20 protein-coding genes and 1 pseudogene are annotated in these 18,632 nt (G+C 49.6%); 11 read left to right on the plus strand and 10 right to left on the minus strand.

What is annotated here, in order from left to right:
• A partial coding sequence (locus tag H6G21_RS05225) for a photosystem II protein D1 (RefSeq protein ID WP_190571293.1) occupies positions 1–122 on the plus strand: 122 nt, incomplete at its 5' end.
• 149 nt (positions 123–271) lie between these two features.
• Here the strand turns inward: H6G21_RS05225 and H6G21_RS05230 are convergent.
• Entirely contained in the window at positions 272–700 is a 429-nt protein-coding gene (locus H6G21_RS05230) for an MAPEG family protein (protein WP_190571294.1), read from the minus strand.
• A gap of 107 nt (positions 701–807) precedes the next feature.
• Between H6G21_RS05230 and H6G21_RS05235 the strand changes: the two genes are divergently transcribed.
• Positions 808–1,512 carry a LuxR C-terminal-related transcriptional regulator gene (locus H6G21_RS05235; protein WP_190571939.1) on the plus strand — a complete coding sequence of 235 codons (705 nt, stop codon included), beginning with the start codon at positions 808–810 and terminating at the stop codon, positions 1,510–1,512.
• A 25-nt stretch (positions 1,513–1,537) separates the two neighbouring features.
• Here the strand turns inward: H6G21_RS05235 and H6G21_RS05240 are convergent, their stop codons facing one another.
• The 3 genes from H6G21_RS05240 to def form a co-directional block, all read right to left on the minus strand.
• Positions 1,538–2,164, minus strand: a complete 627-nt coding sequence (locus H6G21_RS05240) for a LysE family translocator (RefSeq protein WP_190571296.1) — start codon at positions 2,162–2,164, stop codon at positions 1,538–1,540.
• 79 nt (positions 2,165–2,243) lie between these two features.
• A complete protein-coding gene (locus tag H6G21_RS05245) occupies positions 2,244–2,987 on the minus strand; it encodes a hypothetical protein (RefSeq protein WP_190571298.1) in 744 nt (247 codons plus the stop codon).
• A gap of 58 nt (positions 2,988–3,045) precedes the next feature.
• On the minus strand, positions 3,046–3,648 hold the full coding sequence (gene def, locus H6G21_RS05250; RefSeq protein ID WP_190571301.1) for a peptide deformylase: 603 nt from the start codon (positions 3,646–3,648) through the stop codon (positions 3,046–3,048).
• A gap of 167 nt (positions 3,649–3,815) precedes the next feature.
• On the opposite strand from def, the gene H6G21_RS05255 reads away from it, so the two are divergent.
• From H6G21_RS05255 to H6G21_RS05265, 3 genes are all read left to right on the plus strand, one after another.
• On the plus strand, positions 3,816–5,354 hold the full coding sequence (locus H6G21_RS05255; RefSeq protein WP_190571303.1) for an NAD(P)/FAD-dependent oxidoreductase: 1,539 nt from the start codon (positions 3,816–3,818) through the stop codon (positions 5,352–5,354).
• Between the two features lie 20 nt (positions 5,355–5,374).
• Complete coding sequence (locus H6G21_RS05260; protein WP_190571305.1) at positions 5,375–6,592, plus strand: FAD-dependent oxidoreductase; 1,218 nt, start codon at positions 5,375–5,377, stop codon at positions 6,590–6,592.
• A gap of 148 nt (positions 6,593–6,740) precedes the next feature.
• Complete coding sequence (locus tag H6G21_RS05265; protein ID WP_190571306.1) at positions 6,741–7,409, plus strand: DUF6629 family protein; 669 nt, start codon at positions 6,741–6,743, stop codon at positions 7,407–7,409.
• Between the two features lie 199 nt (positions 7,410–7,608).
• Here the strand turns inward: H6G21_RS05265 and H6G21_RS25365 are convergent, their stop codons facing one another.
• The 6 genes and pseudogenes from H6G21_RS25365 to H6G21_RS05290 form a co-directional block, all read right to left on the minus strand.
• Positions 7,609–8,202 (minus strand): tetratricopeptide repeat protein, encoded by a 594-nt coding sequence (locus H6G21_RS25365; RefSeq protein WP_347277983.1) that lies wholly within the window; start codon positions 8,200–8,202, stop codon positions 7,609–7,611.
• Positions 8,176–8,523, minus strand: a pseudogene (locus H6G21_RS26160) (tetratricopeptide repeat protein); the annotation flags it as partial. The gene H6G21_RS25365 and the pseudogene H6G21_RS26160, both read right to left, overlap by 27 nt.
• Positions 8,439–10,010 (minus strand): tetratricopeptide repeat protein, encoded by a 1,572-nt coding sequence (locus tag H6G21_RS25370; RefSeq protein WP_199307040.1) that lies wholly within the window; start codon positions 10,008–10,010, stop codon positions 8,439–8,441. The pseudogene H6G21_RS26160 and the gene H6G21_RS25370, both read right to left, overlap by 85 nt.
• A gap of 122 nt (positions 10,011–10,132) precedes the next feature.
• Positions 10,133–10,588, minus strand: coding sequence for a hypothetical protein (locus H6G21_RS05280; protein WP_190571308.1), 456 nt, complete (start codon positions 10,586–10,588; stop codon positions 10,133–10,135).
• A gap of 227 nt (positions 10,589–10,815) precedes the next feature.
• On the minus strand, positions 10,816–11,040 hold the full coding sequence (locus H6G21_RS05285) for a hypothetical protein (RefSeq protein WP_190571310.1): 225 nt from the start codon (positions 11,038–11,040) through the stop codon (positions 10,816–10,818).
• A gap of 318 nt (positions 11,041–11,358) precedes the next feature.
• Complete coding sequence (locus H6G21_RS05290; RefSeq protein WP_190571312.1) at positions 11,359–11,529, minus strand: hypothetical protein; 171 nt, start codon at positions 11,527–11,529, stop codon at positions 11,359–11,361.
• A 311-nt stretch (positions 11,530–11,840) separates the two neighbouring features.
• On the opposite strand from H6G21_RS05290, the gene H6G21_RS05295 reads away from it, so the two are divergent.
• From H6G21_RS05295 to H6G21_RS05320, 6 genes are all read left to right on the plus strand, one after another.
• Positions 11,841–12,095, plus strand: coding sequence for a UPF0175 family protein (locus H6G21_RS05295; RefSeq protein WP_190571313.1), 255 nt, complete (start codon positions 11,841–11,843; stop codon positions 12,093–12,095).
• Entirely contained in the window at positions 12,085–12,576 is a 492-nt protein-coding gene (locus tag H6G21_RS05300) for a DUF3368 domain-containing protein (RefSeq protein WP_190571315.1), read from the plus strand. Before H6G21_RS05295 ends, H6G21_RS05300 begins: the two co-directional genes overlap by 11 nt.
• A gap of 435 nt (positions 12,577–13,011) precedes the next feature.
• A complete protein-coding gene (tkt, locus tag H6G21_RS05305) occupies positions 13,012–15,018 on the plus strand; it encodes a transketolase (protein ID WP_190571317.1) in 2,007 nt (668 codons plus the stop codon).
• 212 nt (positions 15,019–15,230) lie between these two features.
• The gene (locus H6G21_RS05310; RefSeq protein WP_199307041.1) at positions 15,231–15,536 is read left to right on the plus strand and encodes a hypothetical protein; all 306 of its coding nucleotides are present in this window, start codon (positions 15,231–15,233) and stop codon (positions 15,534–15,536) included.
• Positions 15,537–15,558: 22 nt separating this feature from the next.
• Entirely contained in the window at positions 15,559–16,083 is a 525-nt protein-coding gene (locus tag H6G21_RS05315; protein WP_190571319.1) for a DUF2335 domain-containing protein, read from the plus strand.
• A 300-nt stretch (positions 16,084–16,383) separates the two neighbouring features.
• On the plus strand, positions 16,384–18,351 hold the full coding sequence (locus H6G21_RS05320; RefSeq protein ID WP_190571321.1) for a DICT sensory domain-containing protein: 1,968 nt from the start codon (positions 16,384–16,386) through the stop codon (positions 18,349–18,351).
• Positions 18,352–18,632 lie beyond the last annotated feature (281 nt).

The following is an 18,632-nucleotide window of genomic DNA, read 5'->3' on the forward strand; positions in this document are numbered from 1 at the left end:
TCAACCGGGCTAATCTGGGGATGGAAGTGATGCACGAGCGTAACGCTCACAACTTCCCTCTGGACTTGGCTGCTGGCGAGTCTGCACCTGTAGCACTGCAAGCACCTGCAATCAACGGTTAATTCCGATTTCGGTTTTAGCTTGAGATTAGTCAATAGATCAGTCAAAAGCCCTCATCGAATCTATCGGTGGGGGCTTTTGGTGTTTGCACAATTTTTGAAAAGACGACTTTCAGCCAATGACGATACAAGCAAGGTTTAGAAAGCAAGGTTTAGAAAGCAAGGTGTTTCAACGCCGCACGACCTACGATAAACCAGACAGCTATGCTGGAAAAGAGATAGAGATAAAACCTAAGAAGAATGAGATTAAACGTGCAGTGGACAATGCTGTGCAAAATACGAAATCCCACAAAAAACCAGGCAGCCTTCACGTAAAGACTATCAACCTGCTGGGTCACAAACAGATAGAGCACGATCGCATAGAACAGAACGGGCATCTCAAATAAATTTTTCAGGTTGTTTGAGGGGGTGGTCACGGCCATTGGCCAGTTTTGCATAGAGCTGCTAGAGGTTGCGAGATCCTGGGGACGGATTTTTTTGTGGGTAATAAAACGAATTCGGCGAATGTACATATACACCCACACTAAAAAAGTCAGTAGGATCATTGCCAAAAAGGGACTGAAGATAGTTGTTTGATTCATTAATTTGGCTCGCCAGGAAACTGCTTTCACTGAATAAAGATTCCAGCTAATATAGGTTGAATATTGGAATACCGACAGACCCCGATCGGGTACACTTTAGGGTTTTGTTGTCCATGTCCCTAGATTTGTTATTTACAGCCATTCAGCAAGCCCGCAGCAAAGCTGAGCTACGATCGCAGGTGATTCCATCAATCGGTGAATATTTTTCCGCAACTCGACGGGCAGTTTTCTTTTTCGATGAATTATTAGCGAATGATCCAACCCTTCAAACCATTCTGAACACAGCTTTGTCGATCGACCGGAATCCTGTCGCACGATATCTTGCAGAACGTCATGCCCCCGTTCATGAAGCAATGGTCACAACCCCGAAAACATGGCAATTAATCTGTCCTCGTGCGGATCATTGGCATGTGATGGCAGGGCCGATCGTCCATCGTGGGAACATTGTGAGGGCCATCGGCTGTACCCGAGCACGATCAATGCCTGCATTTAATCACGATAATCTGGTTGATTTAAGTGCGATTTGCTTACATATTTCGGGATGGATGGCGATCGTCGAGGCCACCAAGAATTGCGATACCGATGCACCAGTTCTAGGGATAAATACAGGCTCTCAGGCAGTCAGGCAGTGTTTAACGGCACGAGAATTACAAATTGCCGAGTTAGTGGCCTTGGGTAAAACCAACGCAGAAATCGGTACCACATTGTGGATTACAGAAAATTCTGTCAAACAGGCTCTCAAAAGGATGTTTCGTAAGTTGGGCGTTTCTTCACGAGCTGCTATGGTCGCAAAGTTAGCGAATATTAATTGAAACGCTGGAATATCTGTATACTGAACTAAGGTCTTAAAATTAAAAACAAACCAACTACGATCATGACAATCCCTGCGATCGTATTTAGGAATTGGCTAAATGGATGGTTAATCCACGGATGCTTCATCAAGCGTCTGGTTCGATCTGCCATGTATGCATAGGTAACCTTAACGCCACCCACAGCCAGGATGGCGATCGTAATAACAATGGCAGTATCGAGAGGAGAAATTTTGGGGAGATCGAGAAATGCTGGGAAAAAGCCTAAGTAAAATAGAACAGCTTTTTGATCGCCAAGGGTAATGAATAGCCCTGCGAGAAAACTAGAGATTAGTGAAGCATCAGCAATCGTTTCTGTCCCAGTTGGTTTAGATTGAGCTTGAGACAATTGGATGCCCAGCCAAATCAAATAAGCGCCTCCAAGATATTTAATTAAGACAAAAAAGCCACCCATGGTAGCTACAATGAAAGCTAAGCCCCAGATGGCAATGATAATAAACACCACATCACCAACGACAATCCCAAGACTGGTCAGTAGGCCATGCAAAAATCCTAAGCTGGCCGATCGAGTTACTACGGTTAAGACACTGACACTGGGGATAGCCGCTAAGATGGTCATTGCACTGAACAAGGCAACCGTGCTGCTCAGTGTCATACTACTTTGCATTGCTTGAACCAGACTTCTTCACGATGCAAGGATTATAGCGTTGGGTGAGGACGGGGACGATCGGGATTTATCGTTTCCAAGTTTTTTCCATGAGTTGATAGCCCATGGGATCGTATTGTTTCAGGTCAGCACGATTAAAGGGATAGAAATCATTTTTGCCAAAGTAGGCTTCGGACGTTTCGGCAAAATACTCTTTGTTATTAGTCAAAGCATAGGCAGGCTTCTTTCCACCCTGCACGTAGGCCACTGATTTATATAATTGGCGATCGATCGCATTTTGATAGGCAGCTTGAATATCTGCATTCTGATCTCCCAAGACAAGGTAATGGTAAGCGTGGGCCAATTCGTGCAATACCATCCAGGGTTGATCCCTTTGTGACCATTGAACAAAATTACGGGTATTGGACAGTTCAACATCGCCTGCTTTGTCGGGATTATAACCATTCTGTCGGAGCCAATCAGCCGAGGGATGAAATTCCGCCGCCCCGTTGGCTCTTTTCTGCCATTCCACCCAAATCCGGACTTTTTTCAACTTGGCAAGGGGTTTGTTAGGAACCACCCGGGTAATGGCCAATAGTTGGGATTGCAGTTCTTTCCGCAGGGCTTTGGATTCCCTGGGATGCTTGAGAACTTCGGGATTAAAGAGAACTGTAAAGCCAGCGATCGATTCTGAGCGATAGGCCGTGGTAGGCGTGATCCTAGAGGACGTTTTTACAGTAGGCGCATTGGCTGCAACGGTCGAATCTGGGAAAGCTGTTTGGCAAGCAGTAATGGTGCAGCAGAGCACCAGGGAAAGCGATCGAAGTTTCATAGGATTTCTGGGTACAACCGTTGGATTCCGGTATTGAATTCTGGCGTTGACGTTTGGATCAGTTCTCGATGGCTTTTGATGCATCATCGCTTGGATTCATCATCGCTTGGTAAGCGGCTTCATCCAGTAAATCTGCTTCACTTTCCACCCGATCGAGAAACACTAACCCCTGAAAATGGTCATACTCATGCTGGAAAATCCGTGCCACAAACCCCGTTAATGAGGTCTGTTGAAGCTGGCCAAATCGATCCTGATATTCCACCGTAATCTCGCAATGGCGCGGCACCCATCCCCGCACCCCCGGCACACTCAAACAGCCCTCCCAGCCCTTTTCTACCGCCTCCGATCGCGCCAAAATCACTGGATTAATCATCGCCGTCGGTTCCATCTCCGGAGCGAACGGATAACGCGGATTTGGACGAGACGCCACAATCATAATTTGATAGGACTCATCGACCTGCGGAGCCGCAATCCCCACCCCATTTGCCTGTTGCACCGTTGCAATTAACTCATCAATCAACTGCTGAATTTCTGGCGATCGTACATCCTGTACCTGGCTTGCCCGTTGCCGCAGCGTAGGATGCCCCAACTGGATAATCGATCGTTGAGCAGATCGTTGAGCAGATCGTTGGGTAGTTGGTTGAGCAATTGGTTTAGGCATGGGTCATCTCATTGGCAATTTCTTTATTCGCCAAGATACACCAAACCCCAAAATACCCGCAACTTGAGACTTGTCAACAGCTCGTTGCAGGTCATCCTCACAATATACTCAACATTCCCTTCTAAGCTGAACGGTAAAACCAAATAGCACTTTAGGAGGGACGGAGGATGGGAACCGATTATTTAATCGTTGGCAGTGGTCTTTCGGCCTTGGTTTTTGGGGCGTTGATGGCCCAGGCGGGGAAACGGGTGGAAATCCTTGAAGCCCATGAACATCCGGGAGGGTTTGGGCACACGTTTACCATGGCCAAGAAATATCGGTTTAATGCCCAGCTTCACTATGTGTGGGATTGTGGTGAAGGGAATACGGTCAATCGAGTTTTGCAACGCTTAGGACTCGATCGCACCGTCACCTTTGAACGCTATGACCCGCAGGGCTTCGATCACATGCGAATGCCGGGGTACAAGCTAGATGTACCGGGGGAGATGGAACTGTTGATTCAGCGGCTATCGCAGCAATGTCCAGAAGGAACCCAGGAAATTCGGCAGTTTCTCCACACCGTGCAGCAGGTTCGGCAGGGATTGAAATGCCTATCGCCACCGATTCGGCCTCAATTACTGCTCCAAAATTTTGGCGCTGTCCTGACGGCAATTCGCTATCTCAACAGCACGTTACAGGAGGTGTTCGATCGCTTTAATCTGCCCAAACCAGCCCAAACCCTCCTAGCCCTGCAATGGCCGGATTTTCTCCTGCCTCCGGAACAACTTTCATTCTATGCTTGGGTGATTTTGTTCACAGGCTATCAGGAAGGGGCATTTTATCCAACGCGGCATTTTGAGCATGTAATTAATAGTTTGGTGCAAGTGATCCAATCCCATGGTGGAACGGTCCATTTGAATCAAGAAGTGCAGGCGTTCATCCTGGATGGCAAAACGGTGAAGGGCGCACGGGTCGTCGATCGGCTAACTCACCAATCCCAGGAATACTATGGCGACACCGTCATTTGCAACCTTGACCCGAAGAAAGCCGCGCAGATGATTGGCCTCGAAAAGTTTACACCGCAAGTACAGCGACGTTTGGATTACGACTATTCACCATCCAATTACATGGCCTATTGCGTGGTTAAGGATTTAGATTTACGGGACTATGGGTTTGGCGCGTGGAATGTTTTCCATACGGAAGATCCAGATTTAAATCAGGCATTTCGGCGGATGTATGAGCAGCATGATTTTTCCCGTCCTAGCTTTGCAATTACGACTCCAACCCTATTAACTTCTGCGGAACGGGATTGTCCTGAAGATTGTCAAATTATTGAATTCTTAACTGTTGCCAATTACGACTACTTTCATCAACTTCAGCAAACTGATAAGCAAGCTTACCACCGCAAGAAAGAAGCGATTTTAGAGACGATTTTGGACATTATGGAACGGCAATATATCCCCAATCTACGGAAACATATTGTGTTCAAGATTACAGGAAGTCCTACAACCAATGAGCGATTCTGCTGGTGTCCGCAGGGCAATTCCTACGGTTCGAGCTTAACTCCGCGCAATATGGGTTTAGGACGCTTAAATCACCAAACCTCCCTCAACCATTTCTATTTCTGTAATGCTTCCTCTGGCTATCCCGGTTTTGCTGCAACTTTTTGGACCGGTGCGATTCTCTATCAACGACTATCCGGCGACCCAATTCTGACTACAGCGTAACAACAATCCCGAGGTGACCTATGAAGATTGCAGTCATTGGTGGTGGTGCAAGTGGTCTGGTGGCGGCCTATTTGCTCGATCGACAGGGCCATCAAGTGACCGTGTTTGAACGGCAAAATATTCTCGGTGGCCACATTCGAACGTTGAATAAAAACATTCAGCCGAATGTTCAACCCTGTGGTGAATATTTAGAAGCGGGTGTGTTGGAATTTCCGGTGGAGTTTAGTCAATTTCTCCATCTGATGCAGGATTTAGGTGTGGAATTGGAGCCTGTACCGGTTGGGTCAGGGCTATTTTATCAAGATGGGCGGCATTTTCTGTCGCCTGTCTCGATCGAGAAAAATTTTTCAGGCTGGCGGAAGTGGAAGGAAGTTTTGCAGATTGATGGACTCTATGCCCGATCGGTGGGGCTCTGGCTGAAGACGCACCTAGCTTCCCTGGCGGAACTCCAGAATCAACCCTTATCGAAGTTTTTAGGTGTGGAATGCCCGCGCACTACTTGGGTCAAGCTACTAACTATGTACAGCTACTCCATGGCCTATGGCTTGATGAATCCATTCCCCGCAGAGTTAGCTATTCCCGCCCTACGACGCTATGTGTTTACCAATTGGGTCAGGATTCAAGGTGGGGTATATTCTTACATTGAGAAGATTCTCGATCGCTTCCAGGGTGAAATTATCCTCAATGCTCAAGTCAGAAGTGTTTTCAGGCATCCCCAGGCGGTGGAAGTGTTGCTAGCCGAGGGGACATCCCACTGGTTTGACAAACTCGTTTTGGCAACGCCTCCCGATCAAGTCCTCAAACTCTTGGCGGATGCCCATAGCGATGAAGTCCGACGATTTGAGCATTGGCAAGCCAATGAAGCTGAAACGATCATCCATACGGAAATGACCATGTATGAGAAATATGGAATCAAACAGGGTTCAGAATTTGACTTTTTCCAAACAGGTCAGGATGACTGGGGGTATAACGCAGCGTTGAATCAGCTTTGTGGCACGAGCCACGATCGGCAGTATAGCCTTGCGTTTAACCTGAAGCAGCACCTCAATCCTGAACACATTATCCATCACCAAAAACATCAGACCCCGCTGTACACCGTCGAAGCTTTTCGCAACCGCAACGACATCATTGCCAGGAATGGAGAGTACAACACCTACTATGCCGGAGCCTATTTAGGGGACGGCCTCCATGAAGGGGCGATCGCATCTGCGGTTAGGGTCGCCGAGGCGATCGGGTAATGTTAATTTTGGGGAGCTGGAATAACTCACTACGATCTTGAAAATATCGATTAAGGCGCGATCGTTAGGAATTTCCTGATAGACTATGGCCAGATATTAAATCTTCGGGTTAAACACCAACCCCTTGAGTTAGCTTGGAGTTAAACTAATGTGTTTTTCAGCCACTGCAAGTTTCACTGCCACTGCCTTACTCATTCCCCTAGGACTTTATGCGAGCACCACTGCATGGCATAGAGATTCTCGATATGTCCCTCTAGCCACCATTCCCTTATTTTTTGGCATCCAGCAAGGCATTGAAGGGATGGAATGGCTGAATATCCACAGCCATCAAACCGACCTGATTCGCTTCGGGGCTTTAGGTTTTTTATTTTTTGCCTATGGATTCTGGCTCGTTTGTCCTGCCCTGGGGATGTTCATCTTAGAACAGCGTACTGAAGCAAAACCGCGATTCCTCACGATCGCCCTGATCGGTCTGTTGTTTAGTGCCTCCATTTACGTTCCACTTTGGATTTATCCCGATTGGCTGACCATCGTCGTCCGGCAGGGGTCGATCGACTACCAAACCCAGATGATCTACGACGGTTTCCTATCCCGCGATATTTTGCGTCTCATTTATTTGCTCATTGTCTTGAGTCCGTTATGTCTCATGAATGTCGATCGCATCAAAATTTTTGCTGGACTTATTGCCCTAGCATTGCTTGCAACTGCTTACTGGTTTAACTATGCCTTTGTTTCTGTGTGGTGTTTTTGGGCCGCGATTTTGTCCCTCTACGTTATCTATATTGTGCAAAACCTCCCCCGATCGACCTCGAGCTAATCAGCACAACCCACTGAAGCAGCGCAGTACACGTCCTAACCCTAGCCCAGCCCACAGCCATCGTCGTAGCCTCAGTCCCCACAATCCCTCCACCCAAAATCACTACAGGCCCCGCGTAACACCCGGCACGCCCCCAGCACCGATTCCAAATATTCCAAGCGATCGATCAACCCAGCCCCCCCCTACTCTCCTACCCTGTCTACCGCTTCAGCCACCACAGCAAAAAAACGATCGCGAGTCCGACGGCAAACCAGAGATAAAACTGTTGGTTCATGGCGCGGCGTTGGGCGCGGGTGTAGGTTTTGGGTTGGTTGGCTTGGCGTTCGCGTTCGTACCAGTCGATGAGGGATTCTTGGGCGGGTGCTTTGCCGATCGTGGGTGGGGTGCGGCGTTCGGCAGCGATGATTTGGGTGCAGTTACGAATGGCTTCGTCGCATTCTTCGACTTTGTGATCGAGTTTGAGGTCTTCGTAGATAGCTTTGGCTTGTTGGAAGTTGAGGAGGGCTTGACCGTGGTTATCTAATTTGGCATGGGCATGTCCTGAATTGTATAAAGAAACTGCTTCGCCGTTGCGATCGCCGATATCGCGTTGAATTTCCAGGGATTGTTGGAAGAACTCGATCGCGCGTTGGAATTGGCCGAGGGAGCCGTACGTAGACCCCAGATTGCATAAGGAGCTTGCTTTGCCGTTGCGATAGCCGATATCGCGTTGAATTTCCAGGGATTGTTGGTAGTATTCAATCGCGCGTTGATGTTGGCCGAGGGAGTCGTACGCATTCCCTAGATTGCCCAAGGAAGCTGCTTCGCCATTGCGGTCGCCAATATCGCGTTGAATTTCCAGAGATTGTTGGTAGTACTCGATCGCGCGTTGGAATTGGCCGAGGGATTTGTATGCAGCCCCCAGATTGTTTAAGGAGTTTGCCTCGCCGTTGCGGTCACCGATATCGCGTGTAATTTTCAGAGATTGTTGGTAGTACTCGATCGCCTGTTGGTATTGGCCGAGGGATTTATATGCAGCCCCCAGATTGTTTAAGGAGTTTGCCTCGCCGTTGCGGTCGCTGATATCGCGTGTAATTTCCAGAGATTGTTGGAGAAATTCGATCGCCCGTTGTATTGGCCGAGAGCGTTGTACGCAGCCCCCAGATTGCCTAAGGAAGCTGCTTCACCCTCAGAAAAATTAAGGGTATTGAAAAGAACGTGGGCTTTCTGGTGAAATGCGATCGCTTTCTGGTAACGTCCCAAAAATTGATGCAAGCACCCCAGACTTGTCCAAGCCCAGCCGAGCTTTTTAGTTTCGGCATCATCGGCAGCAACCCATTCGGAGGTCAATCGTTCATACAACGGTAACAACAATTGCCATTGCCCCGCCAGATCTAGCGAGTTAAAGCATCGATCGATGAACTCATCAGCCCGTCCATACTGCCCCAACTCACAGGCATGGTAAAAATTTTCCAACTCTTCTCGACAACTCTCGATCGTTCCATCCCAGTCCTGATAATGCGCTGAGTAGTAGGCGATCGCCGCTTCGTGAGCTACTGCTGTGATCTCCTCCGTCAACCGCGATCGGACAAACTGCTCCACCAACGGATGCAAAACAAACCGCTCATCCTGCCGCAACAGCAACCCCTGAGACTCCAACTCCGCCAACTCCGCCTCTGTCGCCTCCGATCGCATTGCCTGGGCCATTTCCACATCGATCGGCAACCGATACACCGACACCTTCAGCAACAACGCCTGCAACTCGATCGGCAACGCTTCAAAAATCACATCAAAGATTGCTGAAACACTCGCTTCCGGATCGCCTTGATAATTTGCAAACAACTTGCTAAAGAAATCGATCGCCCGTTCATCCACCCGCGCTCCATAGGTTTCCGTTGTCCAAGCCGCCGCCAACTTCAACAACAACGGATGCCCCTCCGCCAACGCCACCAACCGCAATCGAGCCTCTCCCGTCACCCCCTCCCGATCGAAAAACGCCAGCCCCTCTTCCTCCGTCAAGCCCCCTAATGCGATCGTCTCACTCGCTGGCAGCGGCGATCGGCTCGTCACCAACACCGCACTCCGCCGACCCTGCGCCGCCCACTTCCGCAAAAACTGCTCATACCAATCCCAATCCGCCTGCACCAGTCCCGCCTCCGCCTGATCGATCACAATCAACATCCGCGCCCCACCATTCGGGTCATCCAGCAGCAGCAGCAAATCCCGCAACAACGACGCCTCAGTCGCCTGGGGATCCCATACCGGACGCCTCAACTCCTGCAACACAAACCGCGCAAACCGATCGAACGACAGCGATTGCCGAAAACTCACCCACACCCGCTTCTCAAACCCAGCCCGCTCATACCCGCGGTAGCCCCACGCCGCCAACGAAGACTTACCAAAGCCGCCCTGCGCCACAATCTGCGTCACCGGAACCCGCATCAAACAATCCGTCAACTGTGCTTGATAGTCCGCCCGATCGACCCAATAGCGCTCATAATTGGGTGGATTCTCCCCCACCCCCGACACATCAATAGGATGGAATGAATTCGGAGCAATCGAAATACCACCCTTGGGATCATTGATAATGATTTGGTCTCGTCCAGCGTTATGGTACGTCATGATTGGAATTCAGCATCGATTCCGTTGACACAGGCAAGACCTTGCAGGACTTCCAGCCCAACTATACCTTTAGTCCTGAAAAGCCTACATCTGTTAGCACAAAATTTATTCGCGTCTCAGCATCATGAACCACCAATCTTCAAATCTCCAGTCGGCTGATTGATCACAATTTGATCTCGCCCGTAGTTGGTATAGTTCGATTGACTTTGCGACTGGTTTTGAATTTGGATGATCTGCTGCGCCAGCCCTTGCAACGCTTGCTGGAACTCCTCATCCTCCACAAACTCCGCCTCCAACACCGTCTCCACCTGTTTCAGTGCCGCCGGAGCCTCGCCCTTTTCCGCCGCGATCGTCGCCAAATTCTCCGCGGTCTTCTTCCGTCCCGCAAACCGCGCCGCGATCGACTCCCATAACCGTTCGATCAACTTCTCCGCCGCCTTGCCCGCCGCACCCTCCGCAAACTTCTGCGCCGCCAACCCGAGAATTACTGCCGCCGTAATGGGTTCCGTCATCGCGATTTCTCCTACCAGAGACTTTACCAACTCCATTATGGCAACTTCACCCAAAAACCGACCCATTCCGCAAACCCAATCAGTCCAGAAGCCTCGATCGTCAGCAAGTGAGTTTTTAAGTGAGTTTTTATAGGTCAATCGCGCGGATTCGATCCCCCTAAATCCCCCTTAATAAGGGGGAATTTGAGTTAATTAAGCAAAAAGTAGAAATATAGCAACTTTTCTCCTATTTCCTCCGGTTCCCCCTTTATTAAGGGGGGCTAGGGGGGATCTACAACCTTTGGGAAAACCGATCAATCTAATTGGCTAGCCCGATCGCGCTGCATGATGCTCACGTATTGCCAATCAGAACCGGGAACGGGAACAGGAACACCCCAGCGAATACGATCGCTAAACCGAAGCACATGCAGTTGGTTAATCGTAGCGTGAACTTCTTCGCGGGTGCCGACAAGATAAAATTGCAACGGTTTGAATTCCGGATCGATCGCGCGATCGGAATTACCAAAGTTAATCACCATGGGGATTTCTCCAAATTGTTGAGACGGGAAGAAATCCCAAAAATTAAAGCCACCCTTTTGCGCAGGACAAGTAGGGTGGCCCGATCGAATGTTACAATCCGTGTCAGACCGCCTAGCTGCTATGACCAGCTTGGGGGTTTAGCTGCCCTCCGTTGTTCTCAGCAACGTTGGGTAGCGCCTTAATTTTCGGGAGCGTATACCAGCTGATCGAATCGGGAAGTTAAACACGGTTGTACTCAGCTGTGAGAAGCAAGCTTACGAGTAAAGGACTAGCCCTGTCAACCGTACTGAGATAGTTTGTAATTTTGGCTTAATAAATTAAAACCTGACACAGCCAGAACGATCGGCGCTAGAAGAAGAGATTCGATCGTTTTGAACAGCGGCAGGAACCGTAATTGTGCTGTAGGGGTTTTGAAGCAAGTCGAGGCGATCGATTTGATGGAGATAAAATAAAGGGGATGTATTCGTAATAACTAGGCGATCAGGCATTTTGAATATCTTGTGCCAATTCGTCGGGATTGGCAGAAAAAGGCGAAACTTGACAGAGATCGAGGCGGTTCAGAAAGTCTACCCGTGAGATCCCTGCGAGTTTGGACAGTGCTCATTAAAAATGCTGGGACGATCGTGTCTCTTAATTATAAGTTTCCTGGAATGGTCGATCGTTCCTCCAATCGCTCATTAGTTCCCCGCTAACTTCATCCGGTGATTGTTTGCTGCAAAAAGTCTTTTTCAAGTCTTAGAATCGCGATAGTCAAACCATAATATCGACTCGATCGGGTTTAATCTTGAGGCACCCCACCATGCATACCCTCTCCCTCCAAATTCCGGAAACCGCCTTCGCCGCCACCCGCAAAACCCCCGACGAATTCGCCCAAGCCCTCCGCCTAACCGCTGCCGTCAAATGGTACGAAATGGGAGAAATTTCCCAAGGCCAAGCAGCCGAAATCGCCGGACTCAGCCGCGCCGAATTCATCACCCAACTGAGCCGCTTCCAAGTTTCTCCCTTCCAATACACCCCTCAAGATCTCGCCGAGGAACTGGCAGATGCAAATTAGCCAAGTCGTTATCAATGCCTCTCCTTTAATCACACTCTTCAAAAGTCATCAAGCCCATCTCCTCCCTGCTCTTTTCCCAGACATTATTATTCCAACCACCGTTTGGACAGAAGTCATTCGGGCAGGCTCTGCTGACATCGCAGCGCAACAACTCCCCACAATGCCTTGGGCTACACCAACTCCCATTGACCTCGCTCCAGAAGTTCTAGCATGGGGCATTGATCCAGGTGAATCTGCTGTGCTCAGCTTTGCGTTACGCCATCCTACCTACCGTGCCGTGCTTGATGATGCCGCCGCTCGACGGTGTGCTCGTACTTTAGGGATTCGAGTGTTGGGCACTTGTGGCGTCTTGGTTCTAGCTAAACAGCGGGGCATCATTACTTCGGTTACCCCTGGAATTTCTGCACTGCAAAGTGCAGGACTTTATTTGAGTGAAAGCTTAATCCAGCAAATCAAACTCCAAGCAGGAGAAGATCCCTAGACTCCCCAAAGTCACCTGATGCACCAAATTTGTTAGGGAATCCAGACAACCTCCTCAGCCATCGGGCGGATTTTAGAAACCCTTTACAGATTCCTGTCAACCTGTCCCCCTTATTCCCTAAAATAGTTGCGACACTCATGAAGAAATATGACCATCTCTGTCATACTGAATCATAAGTATGAATACCTACTCGTCTCTCTGGGCGAAGAATATTAGGTATTTGGCTGGGGCCTGTCAGAAGTGTCACGACATCACCAACCTACGCCAAATCGGTTCCATTTTCGGACAGGATTTCGGTCGTAACTGTTCGGTATGCTACTTTTGATCGGAAAAAATCTGGTCACACCCTCTGTTTGACTCAAGTCCGACCCTAAAGTTCGACTCAAGTTCGACTTCGTGGATAGCCGTCGTTAAGCGTTAAGTACCCAAAACATCATGGTCGTTGCAACCCAATCTCTGGAAGAACTGTGTATTAATTCGATCCGCTTTTTGGCGATCGATGCGGTTGAAAAAGCAAAATCTGGTCACCCTGGATTGCCCATGGGTGCCGCTCCGATGGCTTTTACACTGTGGGATAAGTTCCTGAAGTTCAATCCCAAGAATCCTAGCTGGGTCAACCGCGATCGTTTCGTCCTGTCCGCCGGTCACGGTTCCATGCTGCAATATGCGTTGCTGCACCTGTTTGGCTACGACAGCGTCTCGATCGAAGATATCAAACAGTTCCGTCAGTGGGGATCCAAGACCCCCGGTCACCCCGAAAACTTTGAAACCGCTGGGATTGAAGTCACCACCGGCCCCCTGGGTCAAGGGATTTGTAACGGCGTCGGCTTGGCCATGGCCGAAGCGCACCTGGCAGCAACCTACAACAAGCCCGACTGCACCCTGATCGACCACTACACCTACGTCATCCTGGGCGACGGTTGCAACATGGAAGGCGTCTCCGGCGAAGCTTGCTCCTTGGCAGGTCACCTGGGTCTGGGTAAACTGATCGCCCTCTACGACGACAACCACATCTCCATCGACGGCGACACCTCCGTTTCCTTCACCGAAGACGTAGGCAAGCGCTTTGAAGCTTACGGCTGGCAAGTTCTGGTTGTGCCCGATGGCGACACCAACCTCGACGCGATCGCCAAGGCCATCGAAGAAGCCAAAGCTTGCACCGACAAGCCGACCATGATCAAAGTCCGCACCACGATCGGCTTCGGCTCCCCCAACAAAGCCAACACCGCTGGCGTCCACGGGGCTGCCCTGGGTGGCGACGAAGTCAAACTGACCCGCGAAAACCTGGGTTGGAACTACGATCCGTTTGTCGTGCCCGAAGACGCTCGCGCCCACTTCAACAAGTCGATCGAGCGCGGTGCTGCGGCTGAAGCTGAATGGCAGAAAGTCTGGGAAAGCTACAAGAGCAGCTATCCCGAAGAAGCGGCGCAGTTCGATCGTCAGATCAACTACCGCCTGCCCGACGGTTGGGAAAAATGCCTGCCCACCTACACCCCCGAAGACAAACCCCTGGCCACCCGCCAAACTTCGGAAAAAACCCTCAACGCGATCGCCAATGCAGTCCCCGAACTGATCGGCGGTTCCGCTGACCTGACCCACTCCAACCTGACCCAACTGAAGGGCTTTGCCGACTTCCAGAAGGGTTCCTACCACGGTCGTAACCTGCGCTTTGGCGTCCGGGAACACGGCATGGCAGCCATCTGTAACGGCATCTACCTGCACAAGACCGGCTTGATTCCCTACGGTGCAACCTTCCTGGTGTTCGTAGACTACATGCGCGGTGCTGTGCGTCTGTCCGCCCTGGCAGAAACCCAAGTTATCTACGTCCTGACCCACGATTCGATCGCCCTGGGTGAAGACGGCCCCACCCACCAGCCCGTAGAAACCCTGGCGTCCCTGCGTGCCATCCCGAATCTGCTGACCTTCCGTCCGGCAGATGGCAACGAAACCTCTGGAGCCTACAAGGTGGCTGTGGAGCGTCGGACGACCTCTTCGGTCATGGCCATGTCCCGTCAAGCCCTGCCCCAACTGGCTGGCTCCAGCATCGAAGGCGTGGCACGCGGTGGCTACATCCTGTCTGACAGCGGCGACCTACCCGATATCATCCTGATCGCAACGGGTAGCGAAGTCAGCCTTTGTGTTGAAGCTGCCAACAAACTGCGCGGTGAAGGCCACAAGGTGCGTGTGATTTCCATGCCCTGTGTGGATCTGTTTGAAGAGCAAGACGCTGCTTACCGCAATGCGATTCTGCCGAAGGAAACCAAGAAGCGCCTCGTCGTGGAAGCTGCTTCTAGCTTCGGTTGGCACAAGTACGCTGGGGACGAAGGCGACATCATCAGCATCGATCGCTTCGGGGTTTCGGCTCCCGGTGGCATCGCCATGGAGAAATTCGGCTTCACCGTGGACAACGTTTACAACCGTGCGAAGGCATTGCTCGCCTAGTTAACCAAACGCGAGTTCACCAAACACAAGTGAGCAAAATTTGAAACTGATCTAAAAAGGATATATCAGCCTAAAGATCATTCATTATAGGGGGAGGATTCCAACTCCCCCTTTTTACTATGAAAGCCAGCTTATAGAATGGAAGTGTAATTGTCGCAAAATCTCTGTCTGAGCATAAAGTTCTGTATCGTTTAAATATTCTATAAAGTTAGATGAATTATTTGCAGGAAGATAAAATCATGAACCCCCTAAGCTCTTTCCTCTATGCCCAACCATCTTTTGTTGAAGGGATCGCTCGTCTTTTAGATATAGGCGGAACTCTTCAAGAGTACAATTCTTCATTAACTGATCATCAGGCTGATGAGCTTGCTTTAACTGCCGATTGGAGAGTTATTGGAGAAGATTTAAACAACGCAATTGATGCCTACAAAACTGCTTACTCTCAAGTTTCAGATCAGCTCATTGAAGAGGCGCAAAAGGCTCTAATCATGGAGCAGTACTATCTTGATCAAGAATAACTCGGTTAGATAATAAAACCTTATGATTAACGACCCTGCGCAAGTAGATTCAAGTGTTGAAGATTCACAAGATAGTACTGCTGCTTCGGCACAAAAGATAGCGCCTTTGGATCCTGTGAAGGTTTCTCCGCAAAATAGGCCATCTAGAGAATCAATGGAAGTATATGGTTTTCAGGGGCCTTTACCTCCTCCTTCAATTCTTAAGGCGTATGACCTAGTAGAACCAGGATTAGCGAATCGAATTGTTTCTCTTGCAGAAAAGCAAGCCCATCACCGAATGAACCTGGAAAAAACTGTAATTACAGGGGATGATAAACGAGCTTGGGCGGGGCTGGTAGCTGGGTTTGTTCTTGCCTGTTTAGGGTTTGTAGGAAGTTATGACTTAATTCGCAATGGCAAGGAAGTTAGTGGCAGTATTTTAGGGGGAGGGGTCTTGGTTTCCCTTGTAGGTGTGTTTGTGTATGGTACAAATAAGCGTTCTGAAGAGAGAATAGAAAAACGCCGAGATTTATTGGGTAAGGATTCTCAAGTTCGGAGTGAAGATTGAACCCAATCTTCACTAATTCTCATGGCGCAAGATTTGCAAAGAATAGATTTAGTGGATAGCCTTGCTTTAGCGACCGCATTAGATTGTGTTTAGAGTGGTAGTTCTATGGTATGAAGATTTGAACTTTGATTATTTCAATCATGTTCAAAGTTACACAGAATTGGCTCATATATTTCGAAATGTAACGCTTCCTCTAGGGAAACGCTGTGCGATCGCAACTCAGCAGATACACTGAAGAAGGTATGACTCCGTCCTTTAGACGGAATACCAAGCACCCAACAGACTGTCTTCGTCGTTTGAATGATTATTCCAAACTCAGTACTGGATGATCTATTTGCCGCTCTGCCTCAGGTGCGACCACAGATGTATTTCAAGTCTTCCTTGACGGCTTTGTCCCATGCCATGGAAGACCAAGTTCTGGCAGGTAGTGATAAGCCCTTAGTCATCGCTAGCTTCCAGCGCGAACGATTTTATAAACAAGAAGCCCATCGCTATGCCCGCATCGCCGAGCGAACCAATCAGGTCTACGTCCTAGCAGCGCCAGAAACGGATTTTGCGAATCGATCGATTGATTACGAAATGGTTGCCTTTGATCCGAGCGATCCATTGAGCCAAGAGTGGCATTTGGTGGTGCTGGGACGGCAATACGCCTGTTGTTTAATCTGTAAAGAAAAGTTTCTCACCGATCCAAAAGTTCGGCAGTTTGAGCTGCATGTGGATCAATCCCGGCGCTTTGAGGGGATTTGGAGCTTCGATCGGGAAATTGTTTGTAAGTCAGCGGAACTACTCCTGCAACGCATCATTGCCTATCGACCGGAACTGGCCACAAAAGCAGGTAGGGCGCTGGGTAAGTTGAGCAAGGAAACTGCCAAAGGCTTCAAACCGCCGGTGTCCGATCCCTTTGCAGAACGGTTGGTCACCTACTTGCAAGTGGGGCAATACAAGCTCTCTAAAGCCTATCGCGCGATCGCAGAAAAGGAACGCAAAGAACGCTTAGTCAACTTGATGACCACCGCGATTCGCCGATCGCTGGATCCCGCTGAAGTCTTGCAAGTTGCCACATTGGAACTCGGCCAAGTCCTGAAGCCCGATCGCTGTTTGATTTATCGCTGTAAGGCTGCGGATACGGTGGTACGCCTGGAACATGAATTTTTGGATCCGGGCTCAACCGAATCGGAAACGGTGGATGACAGTTCCATTCCCTCCCTGCGGGGCATGGTCTGGGATTTGGCCATGAATCCCCTATTTCAGCAAGTGGCCCAAGCCCAGGAATCGCTATACGTTGAAGATACCCTGTCCCATCCGCTCTTAGTGACGACCGGCAATGCCGCCAGTACTTTGCAATATCTGTTGCAGACAGGCAAGATTCGATCGTGGCTAATGGTGCCAGTGCTGTATCAGGATCGCCTCTTGGGCATTGTTGAGTTGCATTATTGCGACTCCCACTTACTGCAAAAACACGAACTGGAATTGGTCGATGCGATCGCGGCCCAAATTGGGATTGCCCTGATTCAAGCGGAAGCCTTTGCCAACTTGGAAGATCTCAACCAGCAACTGGAAGCGTTGGAACGCACCCGCAGTAACCTGATTGCCATCACCGGCCATGAACTGCGGACCCCGCTGTCCACCATCCAAGTTTGCCTAGAGAGCTTATCCACCGACCCCACAATGCCTGCGGAGTTGCGACAGGTGATGCTCAGTTCGGCCCTCTCCGATGCAGAGCGGATGCGCAAGCTCATTCAAGATTTTCTCACCCTCTCCCGGTTAGAAAGTGGGCGGGTGGAATGGCGCATGGAACCCCAACCCCTCCAGGAATGCGTAGATTTAGCCCTCAGTAGTTTGAAAACCCGCTATGGCAGTAATTTGCCCCAAATTAGTGTTGAACTTCCCGATGAATTACCCATGGTGCGGGTGGATGGAGAATGGTTGGTGGAAGTGTTGTCTAAACTGTTGGATAACGCTTGTAAATTTACCGATGCCAATGGAGAAATTCATGTTCAGGCACAAAATGGCACCGATCGGCAGATGCTGGAAGTGATCGTGTCGGATACAGGCCGAGGCATTGAACCCAATCGTCTGGAACGGGTTTTTGAACGCTTTTACCAAGAAGAAGGGGCACTGCGCCGCAGTACTGGGGGCACGGGTCTCGGTTTGGCCATTTGTCGGCAAATTATTGCAGGCTGGGGTGGCAAAATCTGGGCGGAGTCAGCAGGCAAGGATCGGGGCAGTCAGTTTCACTTTACAATGCCGATCGCGCGGGTCAGCTAATCCGGATATCTTCTTCTGCATCGTTTCTCAGGCACTACTACTCAGGCACTATTTCTCAGACAGTACGTGGAAAGACAGTACGTGGAAAATAGTGCCTTTTTGTGATGGCTAAGTCATGATCTTACAGGTTATCGAATGCACTGTTAGAGTTATTGTTTGATCAATCCTCCAATTAAGTCGATCGCATATTGAACCTGTAATTAACTTGTCAGTTTGCAATTAACTAAGTTTGTAGCCAACTAAATTTGCAGTTAACTAACTTTGCAATTAACTTGTAAATT

The organism is Alkalinema sp. FACHB-956 (assembly GCF_014697025.1).
Lineage (GTDB): Bacteria > Cyanobacteriota > Cyanobacteriia > Leptolyngbyales > Leptolyngbyaceae > Alkalinema.

Bases quoted from the DNA above. Each gene is read 5' to 3' on its own strand.
- H6G21_RS05290 (WP_190571312.1), bottom strand. From the start codon at position 11,529: ATGCCTGATCGCCTAGTTATTACGAATACATCCCCTTTATTTTATCTC.
- H6G21_RS05300 (WP_190571315.1), top strand. From the start codon at position 12,085: ATGCAAATTAGCCAAGTCGTTATCAATGCCTCTCCTTTAATCACACTC.
- H6G21_RS05315 (WP_190571319.1), top strand. From the start codon at position 15,559: ATGATTAACGACCCTGCGCAAGTAGATTCAAGTGTTGAAGATTCACAA.
- def (WP_190571301.1), bottom strand. From the start codon at position 3,648: ATGCCTAAACCAATTGCTCAACCAACTACCCAACGATCTGCTCAACGA.
- H6G21_RS05310 (WP_199307041.1), top strand. From the start codon at position 15,231: ATGAATTATTTGCAGGAAGATAAAATCATGAACCCCCTAAGCTCTTTC.
- tkt (WP_190571317.1), top strand. From the start codon at position 13,012: ATGGTCGTTGCAACCCAATCTCTGGAAGAACTGTGTATTAATTCGATC.
- H6G21_RS05320 (WP_190571321.1), top strand. From the start codon at position 16,384: ATGATTATTCCAAACTCAGTACTGGATGATCTATTTGCCGCTCTGCCT.
- H6G21_RS05265 (WP_190571306.1), top strand. From the start codon at position 6,741: ATGTGTTTTTCAGCCACTGCAAGTTTCACTGCCACTGCCTTACTCATT.
- H6G21_RS05245 (WP_190571298.1), bottom strand. From the start codon at position 2,987: ATGAAACTTCGATCGCTTTCCCTGGTGCTCTGCTGCACCATTACTGCT.
- H6G21_RS05240 (WP_190571296.1), bottom strand. From the start codon at position 2,164: ATGACACTGAGCAGCACGGTTGCCTTGTTCAGTGCAATGACCATCTTA.
- H6G21_RS05255 (WP_190571303.1), top strand. From the start codon at position 3,816: ATGGGAACCGATTATTTAATCGTTGGCAGTGGTCTTTCGGCCTTGGTT.
- H6G21_RS05285 (WP_190571310.1), bottom strand. From the start codon at position 11,040: ATGGTGATTAACTTTGGTAATTCCGATCGCGCGATCGATCCGGAATTC.
- H6G21_RS05280 (WP_190571308.1), bottom strand. From the start codon at position 10,588: ATGGGTCGGTTTTTGGGTGAAGTTGCCATAATGGAGTTGGTAAAGTCT.
- H6G21_RS05230 (WP_190571294.1), bottom strand. From the start codon at position 700: ATGAATCAAACAACTATCTTCAGTCCCTTTTTGGCAATGATCCTACTG.
- H6G21_RS25370 (WP_199307040.1), bottom strand. From the start codon at position 10,010: ATGACGTACCATAACGCTGGACGAGACCAAATCATTATCAATGATCCC.
- H6G21_RS05295 (WP_190571313.1), top strand. From the start codon at position 11,841: ATGCATACCCTCTCCCTCCAAATTCCGGAAACCGCCTTCGCCGCCACC.
- H6G21_RS05260 (WP_190571305.1), top strand. From the start codon at position 5,375: ATGAAGATTGCAGTCATTGGTGGTGGTGCAAGTGGTCTGGTGGCGGCC.